This is a genomic window from Bacillus sp. FSL K6-3431, from assembly GCF_038002605.1.
Lineage (GTDB): Bacteria > Bacillota > Bacilli > Bacillales > Bacillaceae_C > Lederbergia.
The window spans coordinates 471,032-492,820 of the sequence record NZ_JBBOCT010000001.1 but is presented as its reverse complement, the minus strand read 5'-3'; the positions used below and the strand labels follow the sequence as shown (position 1 = coordinate 492,820).

The 21,789-nt window shown below is 37.0% G+C and carries 14 protein-coding genes; 2 read left to right on the top strand and 12 right to left on the bottom strand.

Annotated elements, in window-relative coordinates:
• Nucleotides 1-236: 236 nt before the first annotated feature.
• A complete protein-coding gene (locus MHB53_RS02380) occupies nucleotides 237-1,445 on the top strand; it encodes an IS110 family transposase (RefSeq protein WP_340915545.1) in 1,209 nt (402 codons plus the stop codon).
• Between the two features lie 494 nt (nucleotides 1,446-1,939).
• Here MHB53_RS02380 and MHB53_RS02375 read toward each other — a convergent pair whose 3' ends face one another.
• The 11 genes from MHB53_RS02375 to MHB53_RS02325 all read right to left on the bottom strand — a co-directional run bounded on the left by MHB53_RS02375 (nucleotide 1,940) and on the right by MHB53_RS02325 (nucleotide 18,688).
• A complete protein-coding gene (locus MHB53_RS02375; RefSeq protein ID WP_340915544.1) occupies nucleotides 1,940-2,152 on the bottom strand; it encodes a JAB domain-containing protein in 213 nt (70 codons plus the stop codon).
• Complete coding sequence (locus tag MHB53_RS02370; RefSeq protein WP_340915543.1) at nucleotides 2,106-2,393, bottom strand: hypothetical protein; 288 nt, start codon at nucleotides 2,391-2,393, stop codon at nucleotides 2,106-2,108. The genes MHB53_RS02375 and MHB53_RS02370 overlap by 47 nt, the downstream gene beginning before the upstream one ends.
• 222 nt (nucleotides 2,394-2,615) lie before the next feature.
• Nucleotides 2,616-3,479 carry an AraC family transcriptional regulator gene (locus MHB53_RS02365; protein WP_340915541.1) on the bottom strand — a complete coding sequence of 288 codons (864 nt, stop codon included), beginning with the start codon at nucleotides 3,477-3,479 and terminating at the stop codon, nucleotides 2,616-2,618.
• 873 nt (nucleotides 3,480-4,352) lie between these two features.
• A complete protein-coding gene (locus tag MHB53_RS02360; RefSeq protein ID WP_340915540.1) occupies nucleotides 4,353-5,450 on the bottom strand; it encodes a mandelate racemase/muconate lactonizing enzyme family protein in 1,098 nt (365 codons plus the stop codon).
• Between the two features lie 424 nt (nucleotides 5,451-5,874).
• Complete coding sequence (locus MHB53_RS02355; RefSeq protein ID WP_340915538.1) at nucleotides 5,875-7,446, bottom strand: HEAT repeat domain-containing protein; 1,572 nt, start codon at nucleotides 7,444-7,446, stop codon at nucleotides 5,875-5,877.
• Between the two features lie 1,564 nt (nucleotides 7,447-9,010).
• Entirely contained in the window at nucleotides 9,011-10,690 is a 1,680-nt protein-coding gene (locus MHB53_RS02350; protein ID WP_340915536.1) for a LamG-like jellyroll fold domain-containing protein, read from the bottom strand.
• A gap of 93 nt (nucleotides 10,691-10,783) precedes the next feature.
• Nucleotides 10,784-11,044, bottom strand: a complete 261-nt coding sequence (locus MHB53_RS02345) for a hypothetical protein (protein ID WP_340915535.1) — start codon at nucleotides 11,042-11,044, stop codon at nucleotides 10,784-10,786.
• A gap of 381 nt (nucleotides 11,045-11,425) precedes the next feature.
• Nucleotides 11,426-13,519, bottom strand: a complete 2,094-nt coding sequence (locus MHB53_RS02340) for a DUF5054 domain-containing protein (RefSeq protein ID WP_340915533.1) — start codon at nucleotides 13,517-13,519, stop codon at nucleotides 11,426-11,428.
• A 19-nt stretch (nucleotides 13,520-13,538) separates the two neighbouring features.
• A complete protein-coding gene (locus MHB53_RS02335; protein ID WP_340915531.1) occupies nucleotides 13,539-15,998 on the bottom strand; it encodes a glycoside hydrolase family 38 N-terminal domain-containing protein in 2,460 nt (819 codons plus the stop codon).
• 11 nt (nucleotides 15,999-16,009) lie between these two features.
• Nucleotides 16,010-16,936: an ROK family protein gene (locus MHB53_RS02330; protein ID WP_340915529.1), complete on the bottom strand. Its 927-nt coding sequence runs from the start codon at nucleotides 16,934-16,936 to the stop codon at nucleotides 16,010-16,012.
• A gap of 15 nt (nucleotides 16,937-16,951) precedes the next feature.
• Nucleotides 16,952-18,688: a class I mannose-6-phosphate isomerase gene (locus MHB53_RS02325; RefSeq protein WP_340915528.1), complete on the bottom strand. Its 1,737-nt coding sequence runs from the start codon at nucleotides 18,686-18,688 to the stop codon at nucleotides 16,952-16,954.
• Between the two features lie 186 nt (nucleotides 18,689-18,874).
• Between MHB53_RS02325 and MHB53_RS02320 the strand changes: the two genes are divergently transcribed.
• Nucleotides 18,875-19,600, top strand: a complete 726-nt coding sequence (locus MHB53_RS02320) for a GntR family transcriptional regulator (protein WP_340915526.1) — start codon at nucleotides 18,875-18,877, stop codon at nucleotides 19,598-19,600.
• A 1,215-nt stretch (nucleotides 19,601-20,815) separates the two neighbouring features.
• On the opposite strand, the gene MHB53_RS02315 is transcribed toward MHB53_RS02320, so the two are convergent.
• The gene (locus MHB53_RS02315; protein WP_340915524.1) at nucleotides 20,816-21,715 is read right to left on the bottom strand and encodes a phytanoyl-CoA dioxygenase family protein; all 900 of its coding nucleotides are present in this window, start codon (nucleotides 21,713-21,715) and stop codon (nucleotides 20,816-20,818) included.
• Nucleotides 21,716-21,789: the final 74 nt, after the last annotated feature.

Sequence of the window (21,789 nt, the reverse complement as noted above, 5' to 3'; positions counted from 1 at the left end):
AAGGTCAGCCGGAAAATATTTCTGGTTGATCATTTTTTATATCGATATATGCTAGCGGTAGCCGGGGTAGAACGTAATGGCCCGTGGGACACATCCCGTCCGCAAAACAGTTCGCCCCTACTTGTAGAAACACGTTTGAGGCTGGTTGGGACAATGATCCCGTATAACAAGCGAAGCTATGACACTGCAAGAGGAATTAGGGGTACCGGTAAATATATTTTTTGGGGGGATTTATAATGAATCCAGTCATTGGTCTGGATGTGGCAAAAGGCGAAAGTCAGGTTCAAGCATACTTGGAACGAAAGAAACCCTATAAGAAAAGTTTTAAGGTTAGACATGATCTTGATGGACTAGCTAGTTTATTAGATTTTATTAAAGAGGTTGAAGATATTTCGGGGGAACGCCCACCTCTTGTAATGGAATCGACAGGTCATTATCACGCATTGGTTTATCAGTATTTTGAGGAAAAAGGCTATTTAATTATTATCGTAAATCCACTCATCTCCTATAAAGCAAAAAGTTCTAGTTTGCGAAAGGTAAAAACAGATGTCATTGATGCCCATCACCTCTGCGAGCTGTATTACAAAGAGGATTTAGAGCCTTATAAAAAGCGTGGTATTCAACTAATGAACTTACGTCATCTTACGCGACAGCACGATAATATTACAGGTATGTTTGTTCAAACCAAACTGCAATTTCAAGCTGTTCTGGATCAAATATTTCCCGAATATAGTAAAGTTTTCGGGAGCCTATATTCAGATGTATCTTTAAAAATATTGCAAGCATTTCCTACTTCAGAAGATGTGCTAAACACAGATATTGAAACCTTAACGGCCAAAATAAAGGAATTCTGTAACAGCCGTTCACTGGAATGGGCAAACAAACAAGCCGAAAAACTAATGATCGCAGCTGAACAAAACCCTTTTCGCAAGACTTTATATTCAAGCCTTGCCCTTAGCCTAGATAATATGCTATTTGAGCGCAAGAAGCATCTATCCATGATTGAAAATGAAATAGATGCCTTGGTGCAGGACATTGAAGAATCTAAGATTATCCGATCAATTCCCGGTATCGGTGAAAAAATCGCTGCAACGATTATTTCCGAAATTGGGGAAATTGAAAGGTTCAATGATCCCAAGAAACTAGTGGCCTTTGCCGGTCTTGACCCTAGTGTCTTTGAATCTGGCACATTCAAAGGCACCCGCAACCGAATTACCAAAAGAGGCTCAAGCAGACTACGGCAAGCTTTGTACATGGCTGTTAAGTGTGCCATTCGTGACTGTCGCAAACAGAAAACGACAGATGAAATTCTTCCTCGTAACAAGAGATTACGAGCGTTCTATGATAAGAAACGAGAAGAAGAAAAACCTTTTAGGGTAGCTGTGATTGCCTGCGCAAATAAACTTTTACATTGGATTTATGCAAAACTGCCTTCCAAGATTTAGCTTGACTTCATAGTTTAACTAGGTAAACCAAAACTTTCCAAATGTGTTATTTAGAAGGTTATTTGGCATGCTTAATTTTATTATATCATGTATTTTTTAATATTTTTATTGAAATATGTTGACAACTATTGGCTGGTTTTGTTGAAGACATTTCTTAATGAAAATCAATCAAATTAGTACAACAAGTATAACATTTATATTTCAAACTACGTATGGCTTTTACTTTTAATAAACCAGAAGCTATGGTGGTAGAAAATATATTGTCAACCTTGGTACATTTCCTTGCCCATAACAACTACTGCGGACAAACTGAAAGAACTCATGAGATCTCTTTTTAAATTATTCAATTTCATTACCCGTATCATACAGATCTTTTACAACTATTACGTCAGTTCTATCTTTACTATCGGTCATTTTCGCCACAAAAAAACTGGCGAAAATAAGATAAAGTTAAAAGCACAACAAATTATTATTTCGCCCTAAAATTTTCATACCTATATGGCGACCAGAATATTTGTTGAATTATTTAATATCGCAACTTTAAAAACTTCTCTAGGTGAAACAATGCTGGCATTGATACTACGAATATGGCATCTATGAATAGCATTTATTTGATTTTTCGTATTCATGCAAAGTACTAAAAAAATTTCTCTGTCCTCGTCACCGATAAGACTTTGAACAAATGGAATCACATCTTTTTGGGACATGATTTTTGTTGGTAGATGTGTATTTTTCTTCGACCTCTCGAATTACTTGCTTGACCCGAACGATTTCCATTACTTTTTCTAATTTCATCATTAATTTGTATTCACCAAGTAATCGCTTCCATTTTTCGGCTTCATGGTCTTCAGGTAGAGAACCCATAATACCGGTGAAGCCTGCCTCAGCTATTTTTTCAAATTTTTCTTCCATCATCCATTCACTATGCCCGTTTCCTAAACCAATCATCGCCCACCGAGACATTTACTGTCTAGATTTGAATGCTATCTAAACTGTGAATGTAGACAACCAGCTATGTGTTAACGTTCAATGTGGATAAACTGTGTTAAACTCATATCCACATGGACCAGAATCTTGATTTGTTTCTGGTTCAACCTTGCTTCCGTCTACCATTCTTGTTTATTTTAAGTTCTGAGGTACTAAATGGACGTACAAATTTTTATCGCTCCTTTATTGTTCTGTCTCTCTGAATTCTCGAGGCGTTTGACCGGTTAATTTACGAAACAATCTTGAAAAATAATGAACTGATGAAAAGTGGTTTTTTTCCGCAATTTCTGTAATGCTCAAATTGGTAAATCTCAAATCGTCCTTCGCCCGTCGAATCCGGAAGTGGTTAATATATTGCATAGGAGAAAAACCAGTTGCTTTTTTAAACAGTTCAAAAAAATACCCCCTGCTAATCCGAAGCTCTTTATAGTAGATTTCCAACGATTCTGGGCTACCACGCATTAGATCTTGCTCCATCTGTGCAAGAAGCTTGTTTATCCGCGGGTCTGGAATATTCTCTTCGTTTAAAACATGGTTTAAAAAATACTCGATAAATTGTTGAAAATGACTTTGAATTTTAAGGCTCCTTATAAACGTTCGTTCATTCGTATGTTCATTAGATGTATAAAAGACTTCGAATAATTCAATCCATAAACGAAGTGTCTCCACTTTAGAATGTTCTGGGATCGGATAAGGAAACACAGGACCAATTAAGGATTGGCGGAGCTGCGTAAAATCATAACAAATGGAACTTGGCCATTCGAATACAGTCTTGCGATTTATGTATGACCAATCAAAATAGCAACAAACGTGTACCATTGGATTTTTTTCGTCTGCAATCCATTCATGTTGCTGCCCAGCCGGAATATATACAAGGGATCCTGGAGCAGTTTCATATGCCCGCTCTAATGTATGTAAAGTTCCCTTTCCTTCACTAATCAAATAAAGCGAACTGGTATAACAGATTCTTAAGTTACTAGTCTGTCCTTTGGAAAAATGGTATTGGGTTGCATAATAAACATAAGGATGAAACTCGGCGAGATCCATGGTGTTCACCTCCAAACCTTAGTTTTAAATTTAGCTAATGATTATATCGGATTCAGACTAGCCTGTAAAATATCAGGGTATGGTATTTGCTAAAATATTTATCATTAATCAAAGCGGAAGTGTATTCATTATCGAAATCTATTTACTTAGGTCAACATTTCCGAGAGACTCCTAGAAGCTTTGGAAGAACGTAAAAACTATCCTGAACCGTAATTGACTCAACAATGGTGTGGTGAATCCACTATTTTCCTTGTTATGTTTAATAATCAATAGAGGCTCTTCCAGTTACAAAATTAGATTGATTAGGGCAAAGAATAAAGCAACTTGAGCTATTTACTCACACCTCGAAAAAAGATATCTTCACTCTAGCAGGACAAAAACAATTCACATGAACTCCTCAGAAGCATAATCAAGTACCAAACCTCCTGATTTCGTTTCCTTCAATTTTTTTCATTTATTGTACGTCTAGTGTTAAACTACCACCTGCTAAAGCAGGTGGATTTAAACATAAATACCGGTGACTAAAATCTCTAACTAAGACTGAAGTCTTCTGAAAGACCTTAAGTTAATGTATACTATGTGAGATTAAACTCAGTCCTCAATCCTACATAATTCGTTCTTACCTTCATGAAATTAGTTAGCTATATTATTTCTATTGTGTGGACATGATAGCGACAAGTGGATGTAGTCTTTTCCCACACTTCCTTGCAAAAGTGTAATTTCTCTCGCTTCACACCCCTGTCTGATTAACTCCCTCGTTTTCTCACAATGGGACAACATATTTTTAAATTAGGCGCTTTCAAGATAACCAGCTTGCTATAAATATAATTCTCCTAGTCCACTAGGAATTGTATTTATTAAAACTTATTTACCTTACTTCACACGATATTTCTTAAAGTATTTGGGTAATATATCCGTCGATGCACCTGGCATTTCAGGGAGGACGTAATAGCCATTGCGTACTTGAATCGGTTCTACAAAGATGTGACGGATCCACGGAATATATTCAAGCATCGTTGCATTTTGTGTTGAAGCCACAAGATGTTGATGAATTTGCCCCATATCACCAACATGTGGGCATACTGGTAGATCATATGCAGCAGCAAGTCCTGCGACTTGTAACCATTCAGTGATACCTGCGACACGCGTAACATCGACTTGAACATATTCGACAGCTCCTTGATGGATATAATCACGAAAAGCGTATTTTGTGTACACATGTTCGCCTAATGCGATTGGAACATTTAACTCATTAGCCAGCTTTTTATGATTCAAGATATCATCTGGATTTAAAGGTTCTTCTAGCCAAAATAAATCAAACTCTTCTAGCTTTTTCCCCCAAGTCATAGCTGTGTTGATATTCCACATTTGGTTAACATCTATCATAAGAATGATATCATCACCGATCGCTTCTCTTACCGCTTTAACCCTGTCATAATCTTCTTTAGGGTTAGGCTTACCTACTTTCATTTTCACACCGCTAAATCCTTGCTCCACAATTTCGGTTACATCTTTTAGTAACCTATCTTTAGACCAGTTAAGCCATCCGCCGTTCGTATTGTATGCTTTAATTTTTTCCGGCTTATGCCCCCCCAAATATTTCCACAGAGGTTGCTTGGCAACTTTCGCCATAATATCCCACAACGCAATATCTACTGCTGCTAACGCCATATGCGTAACACCGGCACGACCAATCCAATGCATTTTGCCAAATCGAAGCTCGTCCCAAATTTCTTTAACCATAAAAGGATCTTTTCCAATTAAAACTTCTCGATAGTATTGATCGATTGTTTTTGCAATCATTTCATCGCCAAACGCAGTTGTGCCTGTATAACCATAACCAATTATACCTTCATCTGTAAAAATCCTTACCCCTGCAAGTCCCCAATGTGTGGCTACATTTATGGCATCTGTAATCGGCGGGGTGATAGGAACATGTAATACGAAACTATCAACATTTATGATTTTCATAAACTATTCTCCTCATTATCTTTAGCATTTAGTAGCCAAGGGAGGCTCCTCCTTCCACAGGCAAAGCAACTCGATTGTCTTTTTCCGAGTTCTATTACAATAATTTATATCATGAATCATGAGATACCTACAAAAGTATACTAATAATTCAAAAAAACAAACGTGTTCTTAGTACGATTGATACAGATGTTTTTACATTGCATTAAGAACCCTTTCGCCATCTCCAAGTTGTAGATGGCTAAGGATTTCCAAATGCTCTCTCCATTCTAATCCCCAAAAGTCGTGTTACTATCTTGATGAATATATTTTAAATATCGCTCAATTTTCTCGATGCAAATAATTACCAACTGTTTCAATGTGCTGTTACCACAATAATGTCAATATTTAATTTGAACTTAATAGAAGATTTGCTAGTTAACAACGATTAGAATGTGCTGGATTTATGTGTATCTGGGCACCATCTGGAAGAACGGCCAAAACGGATCAAAGCGTCAATTGCATCTTCTGTACGAAGATGGGACAGAGCTTCAGCAGCGTATGCGCGTAAATAACGATCCTTGCTATTCAACGCCTTCTTTAGGGCATCTACTACGATATGTGCGTCGCCTTCCTTCCCTACACGTAACAAAGAGAGAGCTGCGGTGTAGCCATTTTTGTTTATAATATATTTTTGATTTTGGTCATATAAATCGCCCGATTTTGCAGAATCTGGTGATTCCTCGAGTAATGATTCTTTCAAAGCTTTCACCAATGCAGGTACTATCTGATCAGCAGGGTGCACAATCACCCCAAGCGCTTCAATACTATTACGGCGCACCCATTGACTTTGATCTTGTAAAGACATAATTAGAGCTGGAACTGCTTCACTTGCAGTTGAGCCGAGCATACCGAGAACAAAAGCAGCTAGAGCTCTTCTTTTCTCTTCTTTATGACGAAGTGTATCGATAAGGCCAGGAATAGCTATGCCACCTGGTCCTTGTATGCCGTATGCAGCACGTTTAGCGATCAGATTAGATCCTTGCTGTAATTGCTCAAGCAACGTGCGAGTACCGGCTAACCCCATTTGACCTAGAGCATATGCAGCATTTAAAGCCACAACTTCCACTGGATCGCTAAGCAAACGTCCAAGCTCCGAAACGCAAGAAGCTGCTGCTTCCCCTATAAGACCAAGTTGATCAGCTGCCCGTCCCCGCACGGAAGCGTCCTCTGCATTTAAATCGGCTTTAAGCTGTGATAAATCATAAGCATCGACCATCTTTGCCGCTACGCTATTTGCTGGTTCGTGCCTAAGCCAATCCCACACATCTTTCCAAAGGTTTTGATGTATAGCGGGTGTATCTTCAGGTAATACCATCTCTTTATTTTTATGATTCCAACTCGGGTATTCCGGTTCTTTGAGTCTTGCAAATTGAAACTTTAACATGTAACGATCTAAATTGGACACATTAAGTGAAGCTTTATGCCAAAGGTCAAAATGTACCAAAACCATCGTACCTGCTTTTCCAGTCGGAAGGAGTGTCTCTCCTTTATCTCCGAGAAACTTTTCGTAATATTGGGTGCCGGGCATAATAGCGGTTGGCCCTAGATCTTCGGTAATATCTTGCGTATAATAAAAAATCATCGCCCACCATGGTCGGTGACTCCGCATGGAAGACCAATATCCATCTTTGTGCCATTGTCCACCACCAGGAGCCTGATTACCCGGCTGATTATAATGGCAATGCCGATGAGGGTGCATGTAGTAATCCGGTCCGAGCACGCTTGTTAACGCACCTTTTACAATCGGTGTTTCAAAAAATTGTTCGATATCTGGAACCCGAGGTAAAATATTATTTCCTGGGTTCCCCTCCTCATGCATAACGTAATAAATTCTGTCCATAACATCTTGATGAAGCTGCTGCGGTAGGTCGTTCTGAAGCACAAGATATCCTTTCGTAATGAACTCAACAATTTGTTCATCCGTCAACAAATGGTTAGATATCGACAATGAATACACTCTCCCTTTAAATAAATTTTAGTGTTTGGTTATGATTAATACTTTAGCAAATACCACACACTGTGTATTTACAAATTAGTCGGGATTTTGCACAATCGTCAGGTGAATTTCAATAGAATGACATTGGGTTGATATCTACTATGACAAAGTTGACTGTTAAATAGCTATGGTACAAATGACTCCGTTTCATATCGATAACGAAGGCATCGTGTTGTCTCGCGAATTTTCGCGGTAAAGGCTTCTAAATTCTTAAACGCCGACCTGCTAAAGCAGGTGGAGTTAGCATTTGTAAATTAAACATAGGAGAGCACTTACGAGGATGCGATTTAATCTCTTTTTAAAAGTACCCACCTTTAATCAGCGTAAATTTTTAACATCGCTTTCTTTTGATGTGATTCAACATTTCCAAAACTAACTTCATCAAAAATAGTGTCTGTTTTAATCATTGATTACTCCGTGGTAAGTGTGTGGGAACTTCTTTCGCGTGTTCAGGACCACGTAACTCATAAATTTATTAAAGGCTTTTCGGAAGCGCAGAAAGGAACAAGATCCTAAAACACTGGGTCACCTATTCTTTTTAATGTGTGAAAACATGAAGGATTTAGATATGTTCACGGCCTTACAACAGTTACTTGAACTATTTGAAATACTGTCGAAAGACAAGGTTTCTTTCGGAAGCCTTAACGAGTCAATTAACACAATGTTTTCAATCCCTACCTAGTTATATCAAGGACTCATTGAGTTTTTCTATGTGCGAAAGTTGAGTAAATAAATTGCATGAAAATTCACATAAGCTTTAAATACAAGTGAAAAAAGGAGAATGGGAGTTTAGGTTGAAAATCTTCCTTTTTTACATACTTTTTATTTTTGCAACTGTTCTGACAAAAAAAGTTGCTTTTTTCGCTTGTTTTGAGACCTTTTATTCCTTCGATGTTCTCATTTTTTTTCGTTATTTTGCTTCTAAAAACTCTCTCAACATAGATAAAAGTACATTTATAGACATATAGATAATTTCTGATAATGGGTTTTACTTGATTTCATCTGAAATTTTACAATTAACACTAATCAATAGAGAAAGGAATATCTGGTTTCAAATTCGTTGTGGTTTAGTACTAAACACCTTGGTCAAATGAAGGTGCTGTTTTCCCTATTTGAAAAAGTTTGTATTCCACTTTTAGTTTAGTGCTGGTTTTACAAAAACAAAGATTTGAAACATCAGCGATAGGGGAAGCCTACTAGCTATTGTCCTTTCTATACATACAGGGAAGGCGCTTCAACGCCTTCCATCTGATTTTGCAGGAACAACCATATTGGCTATAACCGTCTTCTCATCAGTTCATTCCCGCTGTTTTAGACACACCTAGGAAGCTCACTTTTTCTGGCGTAGCCGTTTATGTTCATTTGTTTCTAAGGTAACATATTCAAACTTTTTAAGTGTTAGCAAGTCCTTATTGTAATAAATTAGACCTTCAAGTCCCACCAGATTCGATGCATTGTAACCCTTAACTGGAACCATAAAGTTGTTGCCCTTGTCCATCATTTGATCTGCCCTGAAAGCTGCATGTTATCTAATTTGCAATCTTGATTTAGAATTTTTATCTTCATTTACATTCAATTCCATCGAAGACTGGTTGTTAGCACGATAGAACTTATCCTTCGTAACAGAATACCAATTCACATCTACTTCGTTACTACCTTTTTTGAATGTCAATATCATCACCATGCCTAGGTCATACTGCATAAACTGAGCATCCACTAGTACTTGTTTAACGGAATTACCATGCATGCCAATGTCTTCTCTCACAACTAGATCAGGATAACCAATATGTCCAGACAGTACTAAAACAATGTTTTCGTGCTTGCTTACAAATTCATTCCACATATCATCACCATTATTACCATCATTGATATATGCGCTTGGATAATCAATATGCTTTGTAGAAATTTGATCTCCAGTGTGATACATGTAAGAATGTGTAGCTACAATAATTTTTTTATCCGGATTTTCTGCCGCTGTTTTATTTGCCCAAGCCATTACATCATCATTTGGTGCAAACTCCAATGCAATAACCATATACTCCACCCCATTGATGTCGAAGTAATGACACGTATTATCCATTTTCCCTTCTGGATAAGAGCCTCCAAAGGTGGATGCTTGAGAATACTTACTATATGGGAAATATTTATTATAGTTCGTTCGATCACGAGTCATCTGCGTACGATTTAATATTTCGTCATGGTTGCCTGGTAAAAATACATACGGAATGACGCCATCCAGATAGGACATCCCTTCAGAAGCCGTCTCCCATTGCGCAATACTTCGTGGATTATTAACCAAATCACCTACTTGAATCGCTAGTTTGATATTCATATGGTTGGCAAGATCTTTTATCCAGGTCATATAATTTTTAAATGCATCCGGATGATACTCTACCATATTCTGTGTGTCTGGCAACACGGCAATCGTATAATCTCCTTTTGCAAATTCAGGAGCAAGCCAATTTGTTGTTTCTTCATCGTAGACCAGTCCATGGTTCTTGTTTTTGGATCTATCTCGATATACATCATTAGCTTCCTTATCCAGCTCCCAATTTCCCATCAACCCCGTTTCATTTCCTTTTAAAGAAACATTGTAATTGGCTTTAATCTCACTGTCCGTTCTGACGGTAGACCACACGCGAACATCGGTAATTTGGCCATTGAATGTCATTTCAGGCGTGCCATGGGCATTATTTCTTCTGTAATCAGAACCTATTTTCAGTTCACGAACGGTGCGATCAGTTGGAATAGGAACCACTACGGCTTCCTCATTAATTTTTTCGCCGTTGATATAAGTAGTCGCTATTTTGTTTGTATCATCTAATACCATTGCGACATGAACCCAATCACCCACATTAATATTTACATTTTTTGCAATATAGTTAACCTCATGACTTTTGCTGGCTCTCCAGTATACTCTTGGATTACCATTAGCATGAATTTCAAAGTTAAATCGGGATATATCGCTGTAGTAATTATTAAAGTAATTACCTAAAATAACCCCTACACGCTTATCGCTTGACGTATCAGCTGGCACATTCACCCATGCTTCAACTGTACGTGGTGCATCAGAAAGACGTTTCTTTGATACAATTTCCAATTTACCATCCGCAAAATCGGCGCCAGTTCCTTTAAACTCACTTTCATAAGTACTTTCAAATCCGTACTGCATCCCGTCAACATCTCCTGTCTTATCAAAAATCACATTAACAACACCGTTCAATGCAGAATGATCTAATGTCCAAGCATGTTTTAGCCTTCTTCACCCTTAATTTCTGTATTTGCATAATTTTTGATCTCATCTAGTGTGCGAACATGATTCCACAATCGTACTTCTTACCTCTGCTCTTATATGGTATTGATTTATTGTATCCGTACCAATACTATGAAGATACTCTAGCGGAACCTGCTCTGCCAAATCCAGATTTTTAAAAGTAGCAATAACAACTCCAACTTGAATGACGGTAACTTTATTATTAGCAATATTTCTCGTTACAGCCAGATGTGTCCATTCACGCGTCGTAATATTTTGACCAACTGTCGATTTATCTATCAGCATTGAATTAGCAAATTCATAATAACGAAATTGATTATCTGCTGTATGCTCTAGTGAAAATGAAGAACGCCTTCCCTGGTGAAGTTGCTATTCTTATATAATAAAAAACATAGATTAGTAATCGGATGTTCAAATAAATTTAGATTTGAAATAAAGTCGTACTTTTTAAATAAAGTTATATCGTTTGTAAACACCGCTTTGTGCTTAAAAAAGCATTTTGAAGGTAGTTACTTCATCATGGAATAAGACAAAGCTAAAAATTATAGGTTGTGATAGCAATAATAAAAACATTAGGTATTCGAAATAAAATTTAATTAATAATGTCTTTCGATTCGCCTAGTTATCAACAAGATACTCCAGCTATATAATCAATTTTGATCCTAATTAATTCTCATAACAAGCTAATTTTGCACCAAAGCGGAAAAGCATATCGTCTTCAAACCACGCTGGAAAATTGGTCCCCCACGTGTTGTTAAAGAGATTCACATAAATTCCATCATTTAATGATGGTTGTTTATTGTCAAAGTTTAGTAATCCACGACGACCTAAAGAGAATAAAGGTGCATCGAAGCTATGAATCGTGAAGTTTCCTTCTATTCCTTGATAAGTTAAGCCTTCTTTTGTCAAGGCATGAATATTTCGATTCCCATTTACAACCACATCATAAGGGGAAAGTTTTTCATTTAATTTCGCCATTTTCCAGCGATACGGATTAGCCACAGTTAAACTAGTCTCTAACCAGTATGCTTCAGGCATGCGGTTGGCTTCTTTACTATTCCATTTTAGACTTCCAGCTATTTCTTTGCTTATTAAGTTGATTTGATATGTCAGTCTTATCTTTTTAGGTACGCCCCACTGTTCTTGCTCGTGTGTTGTAAAGACTAGATCAAAATCGACCTCAATCATATCACCTTGCTGCTTCATGCTCGATCGTTCAATCGATGGCATTAAAACCTCATGTCTAATTTCTTGATAAGCCTCAATTCCGCGTTTCGCAAAGTCAACTAAAGCCCAACTAGATGTCCAACGAGTTAAACGACTATACTTGCTTAAAAAATTGCTATAGTTCGCAAAGTCAAAACGTTCATAAGATAGTTTTCCAAATTCTTTGCCATCTTTTAGTAAGCTATGCCCATTAACCTCTAACTGATTTATGCCCCCTGTTGTCGAAAAAGCAAGGCTTACTCCAGCAAATTGATATGTTTTACCCGGTATTACGGCTTCTATGCTGTTGTCTAAAGGTGAAATAGCTGTACGTTTGCTGTCAACTGCTTCAAGGGCTTCTTGGCGACGCTCCTGATTTAAAGCAGCGATCGCCTTATTCACATACTCTCTTTGTTCTTGCCATGACGCTTCATATAAACGGTAAGACCTTCGATTCGCATCTGCTTGATTCTCAATATTGGTGCTGATTAATGCCATTAAATCAGCAAAATCCATCGTATTGCGATTATGATTAAAGGTGATTTTATCTTTTGCTCTCGCTACTTTAAAATCAGCTAATCGGTAATTTCGATAATCTGGTAAAAAAACATTCCCATTACCACCCCAAGTATGTTCTGCAATTAACATTAATTGTTCTGAGAAGTCTTTGTACTCCTGACTATCAATCGCCATCGCACCACTATCTAACCATGTGTCACGTAAATCTAATAGGATTTTATATTCTGCGATTTTCTTCGGATCAGAAGCAACCCCATGAATCCAACTATCAGCAATTTCTTCTTCAATAACAGGTAAAGTACCTTTTTTAGCCCATGCCACTTTCGCAAACTCATCTAGGCTTGATGCAACCAACTCTACATCAGGATATTCTTCCGCTAATTTAGCAAAAAGTTCAGTCACTTCTGCAGCATCTTTAGGTGGTCCTTGATTATCATGACTATGGGCAAAATACAGCATATTTTGCCAACCATCACGCATAAAGGTTTCCCCATAATCTTGTGCATAATGGACAATAATTTCCGATCCATCTTTCGCACGCCAAACAAACATTTCCGGTACGTTTGGAATCGCAGAGCTAGCATTCACACCGATGTGTAAATACTTCAAACCTGCTTGTGCCATTAACGGAACAATGGCAATCGAATGTCCTGGTACATCTGTCATTTTCGCCGCAATTGTTTGTTGATTATATTTCATATCAAGCGCCTTAGAAATCGATAAACCATACTCAAACAAGCGACGGTCCATCAGTTCTGTGTGTGTCGTCACAGGTAAGCCATGCCACTTAATTGTGCCATTTTTGATCGCCTGCTCCATTCTTTCTTTATCTACTTTGGTCACCTCTGGATGGTTGAGATAATAAGCAATCAACCATGACCCTGTGGTCCAAACAAATTTTGTTGGTAATGCTTCTCCAATTGCTAAAGCTCGAGGAATAAAATCAGCCAAATATTTGGTTGTTACATTTTCTGCAAGATCGGTAAAACCAATATCTAAATGCGTTTTAAATACCACATGTAATTTCTTTTTCATTACCTAATTCACCTCTCTTTTATCCAATCTCATTCTCTTGCGGATTATATGCAAAAGCAACCAAACCTTCATTCAATTCCTGACATTTCTCGATCAATGCTTCTGGTGTTTCATTGTCTCCTGAAAGATATAACTGATAGTCGAATTCATAAAAACCAGATAAATCAACCTTGAAATTCGTTTCCCAGAAGTTATTCATCACCCATGAATATACAAGGTCTTTATTTTTAATCTTTGTCTGTTCATTGCTTAATTCAATCTCATGATGCGCTAAAGTTCCTAGGGTAATTAATGGATTATCTTTTAGAGCGACCATGAAATCTTGGTTTTTGTTTTTAAAGATCATGCCATTTTGTAATAAATAAAAGTCAATATTACTCCCAGGAATTTGGTCAATCGTCGGTCTAAAAATAGATCCTGTTTTCTCTGCATATAGTTCGTGATTTTGACCATCACCAAACGGCAGTGGAATGTATAAGTTTTCCGGTGCCCACTCATTTTGTTTTTGAATCCGAACAGTTACTGCAATCTTCGGTAATTCTTTATAAATCCTTAACATTACCATATACATGTTAGTGCCCTCTAAGGCAAACTCCATCTTTATTGTAGTATAAACGGCGCCATCAGCCACTTGATCAATGGCAACCAATTTAGCAACATCACGCTCGGTGATACGACCTTTACGGTTTCTCCCCATTCTGCGTCGTTCTTGGCATGCATCTGTTGTAATCGGTGTTTTTTCATACACACCTGTAAAAGGAGCATGAACCGCATTAGGGTGTATCAAGTTTGCTCCGGTTGCTTTTGCAATCATTTGTTCAATTCCTGTTGTATCATTAAAAATAATACGGTAGTGATCTGTTTCAACAATATGATGATTCGCCGGTTGCTGGTAACCAGGATATGGAGCAAAATCAGACACGCCATCATTTCCACGATAGGCGTGGTTAAATTCCGTTCCACCAGCTGTTTTCTCTACTATTTGGCGAACTTTAACTAAGCGATCTTCTTTAGCAGCTAAGGAAATCTTAAATTCAATTTCATTTCCTCCTGGAACCATTACAACTTGAGACAATAGGATTTCGTTTGTTTGACAATCTACCACCTCAATAAATCCGTCTCGTTTGAAATGAAAATATTCACCATCCACATCTTCCCAGTGCTTAATATGAACCTTAGTATAATCAGTAACAGGACGCTCATGCGGGTTAATAATCTTAAAATACTTCTCACGATCAGCTTGTAATGATTCTTCGCCTAAATTAGCTAATACTTCATCTAGATTTCGTGAAATAAGTGAGTTTGCGTTTACGGCATAGGCTCCTTTACGATAATCTAAATCATTCACTAACGTATTCCAAGGTTCACCCACCGATGATGAGTAGCCCCAAGTGTGTTCTGCATACATCATTAATTGATGCTCAGCCTCTGAGAAAAATGTTGGATTACCTAGTTGCATATTAGGATCCAGTTTCTTCGATAATTGATATTTCCGCTGGGCATCGCGGTAAATCTTCGTTGGTGCAGGTGTCGAACCGACTCCGTCAGCCCACCAGTCAGGCCAATCACCAGCATAAGTAGGTATATCAATTGTTTCATTACGCAGAATCTCGAAGAAATGATTTAAAGTGACCACTTCAAACTCTATTTGCTCCCCATGTTTCTCATTAAAATGATGAATAATTTCCATCATTCTTGGGTTTGGTGGAGCATTGTCAGTCATCACACCGGAAATCATTGCCGGAACAAAGGAGTATGGATAACCTTCCGTTTCCAAGTTTTTAACGTATCTGAAAACCCTCTCTTCTGTAATTTCAAATTGATCCGTATCCCAATCACCAGTGAACTCGTCACGAATTTGATAAGAAATATTGGTATTAGGTAGTAACATAAATTCATTACCAAGTTGGTAATGATCCCCATTCCACACTAAAACTTTATGACCATTTGGCGTTTCCCACCAAAACGGCGTTTGTTTTTTATATAAAGGAAACATTCCATGATGTGTATGTAAACAAGAGAAGAAGTTTGTAATCCCATTTTGATACATTGCCTCAGCATAGCCCCATGAATAACCATTAATATCAGCAGTCATCGCAGAATTTAGTTTCATTTGTTTCTCATTAGCATAGTTACGCCCATCACTTAACTTTTTAGCTAAAACATCGTTGTCTACTAACTCTGTTAAATTTAAATATGTTAAAGATATATCGATCAAGCCTTCATGAATATAATGTTCAAACTTATCTTGTTCTTCTTTATTACTATTCTTCAAAAACTGTTCTACTTGCCAATAGTTTTCACATGTATATTTATAGCCAGTCCATTCTGGCTTTTTCCCCGAAGTAATGTCATCTAAAATACGAATAACTCTTTTTATATAATCGACATGAAAACGTTCGATTTTCTCTTGGCGTTCCGTGTATCCAATATCCGTATGTGAATGATGAATTAAATAGATTTTCCACTTTTTAGTCATAATCAACACTCCTATATTTTATGATCATTTTCTAACGTTTGAACCAAACCTGTTAACGTTGCTAAACTAGTATCAAGCGAGTTACAAATGAGGGGCAATCGTACGCCACCTCTTGTTAGCTCCTCCTGCATACTATCAATCATCCATTTTAAACTGTGACTGATTTGACCACCAAACACTAATATATCTGGGGCAAAAGACAGAATAAATGGACGAAGTCCTTGCGCTATTTGTGTCCCAAATTGGCTAAAAATCCGTTGTACTATCACATTCCCATTTTCAGCAGCTACAAAGAGGTGATAGCCATCTACATTCGTTACATTATTTGCTTTGGCAATTTCCATTAATCCCTTTGCTGACAGATATTCATCAATGGTTCCAGTTAAAAAAGGGGTATCAAAGACCATTCCATCTTGATTTAATCCATACTTATTTTTGACCATTCGATTATTCTCAATAAATGTAGAGCCACACCCAGTACCTAATGTGATGAACATCCCTTTATTCTGCCCATTTGCTACTCCGTAATAATATTCTCCTGTAGCAAAACTAGTCGCATCATTTTCAAAGATTATTGGTGTTGTAGCTTTAAAACCTAACGTAACGATCCACTGAATCATCAATTCTTTTAAATTGACTTGATAAATAGCATCATACTTCCTAATTCCTCGTATCAAACTGATTCCATTTTCGTAATCAAAAGGACCAGGGAAAGCAATGCCAATCCCTAATAATTCAGCACCATTCTCATTCATGATTTGGAGGTGTTCCGTTATGATAGTTTTAAAATGTTGGAGGATGCTATGTTGATCCTGCCTGGCTTTGGAATGATAACAAATATTTCCTGTATAAAAAGGATGTTTTGCCTTATTTAATATATTGACCTTGATTTCAGTACCGCCGACATCTAAGCATAGGTAGTATTGTTTGAACAACAAGTCCTTCCTCCTTCTTTAACGTACAAATGCTTTAATGGTCATAATGGTCTTACCGCTACTTTTTCCATAAGGGCTAATTTTATATGCTTGTATCTGCTCAGGGATAATAAAGGTTTGAGCATAGTGAACGATAAAAGGTGCGAATGAATCGTTCACACTTTCAACAATCGCTTCTTCCCCTTCAACAAGATTAAATACGTTCACACTCCCGTGACTTTCATGTAAGACTGGTACGGAAAATGTATGACGTCTTGTTTCAATAAACTCGGATTCATGCAACCCAGTTCGTTCTTCTCGCCAACCTGGACCTTCATTAATGATTTCAAAAGGATTGACCAATTCTTTTTTTACCCAGTCCTCATCCCTTGTAATATCAATATTCGGTTCACCATGATTTAAATGGACTGGCCTTGGCAATCCATCTAAATCGACCCGATCCCAATCCCATAGTTTAAATGTAAAGCGATTTGGTGTAGAGCTGATTTCTAAAACGACTGAATCGGCACCACTTGAATGGATCGTTCCACCTGGAATCGAATAATGATCATGTTTTTTTACTTCTTGTTGGTAAATCAATTCTTCATCTGGAAAAGAACCTTCCCCATTTGCTGCTTTGTTTAATTCAGTCATTAACTGTTCTTTACTGACACCATTTTTCAGACCTAAATAAATTTTCGCATGATCATGTGCTTCTAGTATGTAATAACTTTCATCTTGCGTATAATTTGCCCCAAATACTTCTTGAACATAATCCGTCTTTGGATGAACTTGTAAACTTAAATTTGAGCCACCAATTGTATCTAGGAAATTAAATCTGATCGGAAACTCTGCTCCAAAACGTCCATAGACTCTTTCACCTAACAAAGCAAGCGGATGACTAAATACAAGATTATTAGCTGGCACTTCCATTTTTACTTCATCAAAATTTAAAATTAAACTGTTCTCTTCTGGCACTCCATTAAAACTCCAAGCTAAATTGACATCATCTTGACGAAAATTAAATTTTTCCTGCATCCAATGGCCACCCCAAATACCAGGATCAAAGAATGGCACCAAAGAAAAGGGCTGTTTAGCAATTTGGCTCATTGCCGCTTGATAACTTTTACCATCGATTAACTTTGGCTCTCCTTCTATGTGAGTATCTAAAAAGTAATCAATTTTGTTAAATATTTCTTTTTTTAATTTATCAGCTACACGCCACTCAAAGAAATATCCTCTTTTAATCATTCGTAAAGAATCCTCACCAGCATTATCTGCCTGCCAATTGCTATATTTTCCTGAACGATATCTTGTTTGTACTTCCCATCTTGCTAAATCCGCATAGATCAATAGGTCTGTTGGATATACTAAACTAGCACCCACACCATATATGACCACTCGCTCACCATTATTAAGTGCCAGTAAAATTTTCTGCTCCAAAGCATGCGCCTGTTGTCTATCGATGAAATCACTGAATGAATGATGACTCATTAAACCGAAAACACGATCATCTGTCATATTTCTTTCAATCATATTATTAATCTTTTTGACATCATAAAATAATTCACTCGCATCTATCAATAAGGTTGGATTTAAAGGAGCAATCAACTTATTAATCAATTCTTCTTCATTCATTGTCGGATAACATTCTATTGTTATAACATTAGATTGTAACGCATCGATCTTATTTTTTAACTCTGCATTAACTTCTGAATAACCATAACAAGCCTTAGATACATTTTCTATCTTTATTTCAGGACGAAAGTTATACATAATATATGCTCCTTCGGTATTTATTAACTGCATGCTGATTATAGCATAGCCAATCTAACTAAAATGTCTTTATAAAAGGCACTTAAATCAACGTTTACAAGCTATTGTTATAACAATAGGCAATCATAAGGTTATTAAATTATGTTATAATGTCATAACAAAGATAATTTTGAAGGAGTAAAAATGATGCTTAATAACGATACAGCCTATCCACTCTATGCGCAAATAGCTGATCAATTACGTTTAAATATTCAAACGGAAAAATGGAAAGAAAGCCAACGCATTCCTACCGAAATGGAACTGTGTGAACATTACCATGTTAGCCGAATTACTGTCAGAAAAGCTATCGATGAATTGGTGCGAGAAAACTTATTATATCGCGAACGTGCAAAGGGAACATTTGTAAAAGCAATGACACCAAACAAAGACGAATATGCGACAATTGTCAAAGGGTTTACGCAAGAATTACAAGAACAGGGAAAAAATGCGACGACCGTTTTTGCGGAGGTCGAACATTCACATGCCGATCAAAAAGTGGCAAAGTTTCTCAATATCAAAGTAGGAGAAGAGATATTGATTCTTAAACGAGTTCGTGGTGATGGAAATGATGTTTTTGCATATTTTAAAACGTATCTAGCATATAAAAAAGAATATTCCTTAAAATCTAGGGATTATTACGACTCCTTTTATGACTATCTACGTCGTTTAGGTATTGTTGTCAACCAAGAAAGAGAGTATATTGAAGCAGTCTCTGCAACAAAAGAACTGAAAAAGGTACTAAAAGTAAAAGATACTGATCCAATTCTTAAACGAGTGCGCTTTACTTCTCAAAAAAACAAAAATTTCTATGAATACACAGAGTGCTTTTATGTCGGAAGTAAGTACCGCTATTATTTAGACTTTGACACTTAACCCATCTACGCTACTAGTAGATGAGAAACGAATAAAAAATAAAAAATGCTTAGTATTCTAGAGATAAGCATTATTTGAGACTGATATTTTAATACTAAGTGAATCGCTCGCCCACTTCCGAACAGACTTTTTGAGCAGTTACATCGAACAAATCGGAACCAGATCGAGCTAAGGCAATCGTTGTAAACTGATTATCGCCAGCTGGCGAAAGACATGCTTCTTACTGTTTACCGGAATTGAAAATTGCTATAGCAACACCTATTAGAGGTTCCGTTTTCCATGACATCTCTAAGAGCCTTCATAAAATATTTAACAGTAATAGCTGTGTAAATCTGGAGACATCAGGAGAAATTACAATACATGCGATAAAAAACATATTAATAAATCGGGCTAATGACCAACTTGCTTATGCATTAAGCTCAAGCCACCCACCATATAACCAATTCCAGAACGACTATAGCATTTGTTTAGGGTGTAATAGAAAGTAAATCAATAGTGTAACCAATTACCCGTCGTAAGTATGAGTAAAAAAGGAATGGAATATTTAAAACGAACATGGTCATTAATCCGCCAAGTGTAAAACCAATGGAAATCTACTTAAATCCTTGCGGAGAAAGATAAAGACACTCAAGCGTTACAATAGAAATATCCCCTCCAATTATGTCTCATATACTGGCGTAGGAAGAGATTACGAGCGAGAATATCAAATAGCGGCATAATGCTTTCGGTCGTTGCTCCTAAGTTTGATACCTGAACAATACCTTGAATGCCGTAAAATAAAAGTGAAAAAATAACAAATTCACCCGATAATAAAATAACTTAATCTAATCAACAGTGTATGAAGGAGAATTTCCCACATTTCCAATCCGAAACACCTTCCTTTAAATCCTATTTTATCAAAAAAAGGTTAACTATAACTCTGTATATATTCTAAATCCTCAGCAAGATATTTGTTTTTTGCCGCTCTTAAATCAAAAACGCTGAATTCAGCGATACTCTATGGCTTACTCTGATGATCAAGGTGTACCACCGCACATCCTATAAGGACAGTACTCATGTGAGATTAATCCTTATCTGGTTATTGTGAATGATACAAAAAGAAGACATCTACTCAGATATCTTCTTTTGCCTTTGCTATTTACTGACCCAACACCGTTCGAAATAAAACTTTTGTTCAAACCTCAAATTGTTCTAATCCAGGAATGGATACTAGTTTTATATTCCCCACTCTTTTCTTGCTTCAGAAATCGTTTTGCCTTTGTCTTTCCCCCATGCATAGTGACCTTTAGCATCTTTTCCAAACCATCTTTCATCAACAGGCTCACTTTTTAATTGATAACGGGTGTCCATACTCAATCGATATTGATTCGTCGTGTTATTCAACGATCCATGTAAGAAAAACATCCCGAATATGATAGCATCTCCTGCATTAAAAGAAGTCGTTGCCCACTTTCCGCCAAATTTTTCAACAATTTCATAAGGATCATCCGATAACCAACCGCCGCCTTCTACATTATCACGGTCAACATCCATTTCCCCATACGTATTTTTCACTTTTTCAAAATTCTGTGATCCTAGGCACACAACGAGTGGCCCCATTTCTAACGAAACATCACCTAATGGTGTCCAACATGTGTATAAATCCCTTGTACCACGTCCCATATATACGTTGTCATAGTGGGCTCCTGTATTACCTCCATTAGACACAGCACGAGGCCATTTAAAATCATAAGTAAGAGACTCGCCACCAAGTAATCGATCAAAGAATTTCATTACTCTATCACTTTCACTTAACTCCACTACATCTGGAATTTCTTTTGTCAATTTTTCGGAAAACCCCATAAAAGCGGCTCCTTTTCCTTCCGGACCTATCACTCCTGCTTCTAACGGGGCATTAGGATCCAGTCTTCCCATTTGCTGTAATTTCTCTAGAATATTATAGCGGGCCTCTAGAACTTTTTTTCGATCATGAAAATTACGAATGAGCAAGTATCCATCTTCGTTTAATCGCTTTCTTAAGGCATCCGAATCATCAAGAATGTCATTTGAGCTACGCAATTCTGTTAAATATTCACTGTTCATCTCTAATTCATGTTTTCCCATTTGGACTTTCATACTATCAATCCTTCCTTTAATCATATCTTCACTATTTATTATAAAAGACATGATTGAATGAGTATTTAGCTACA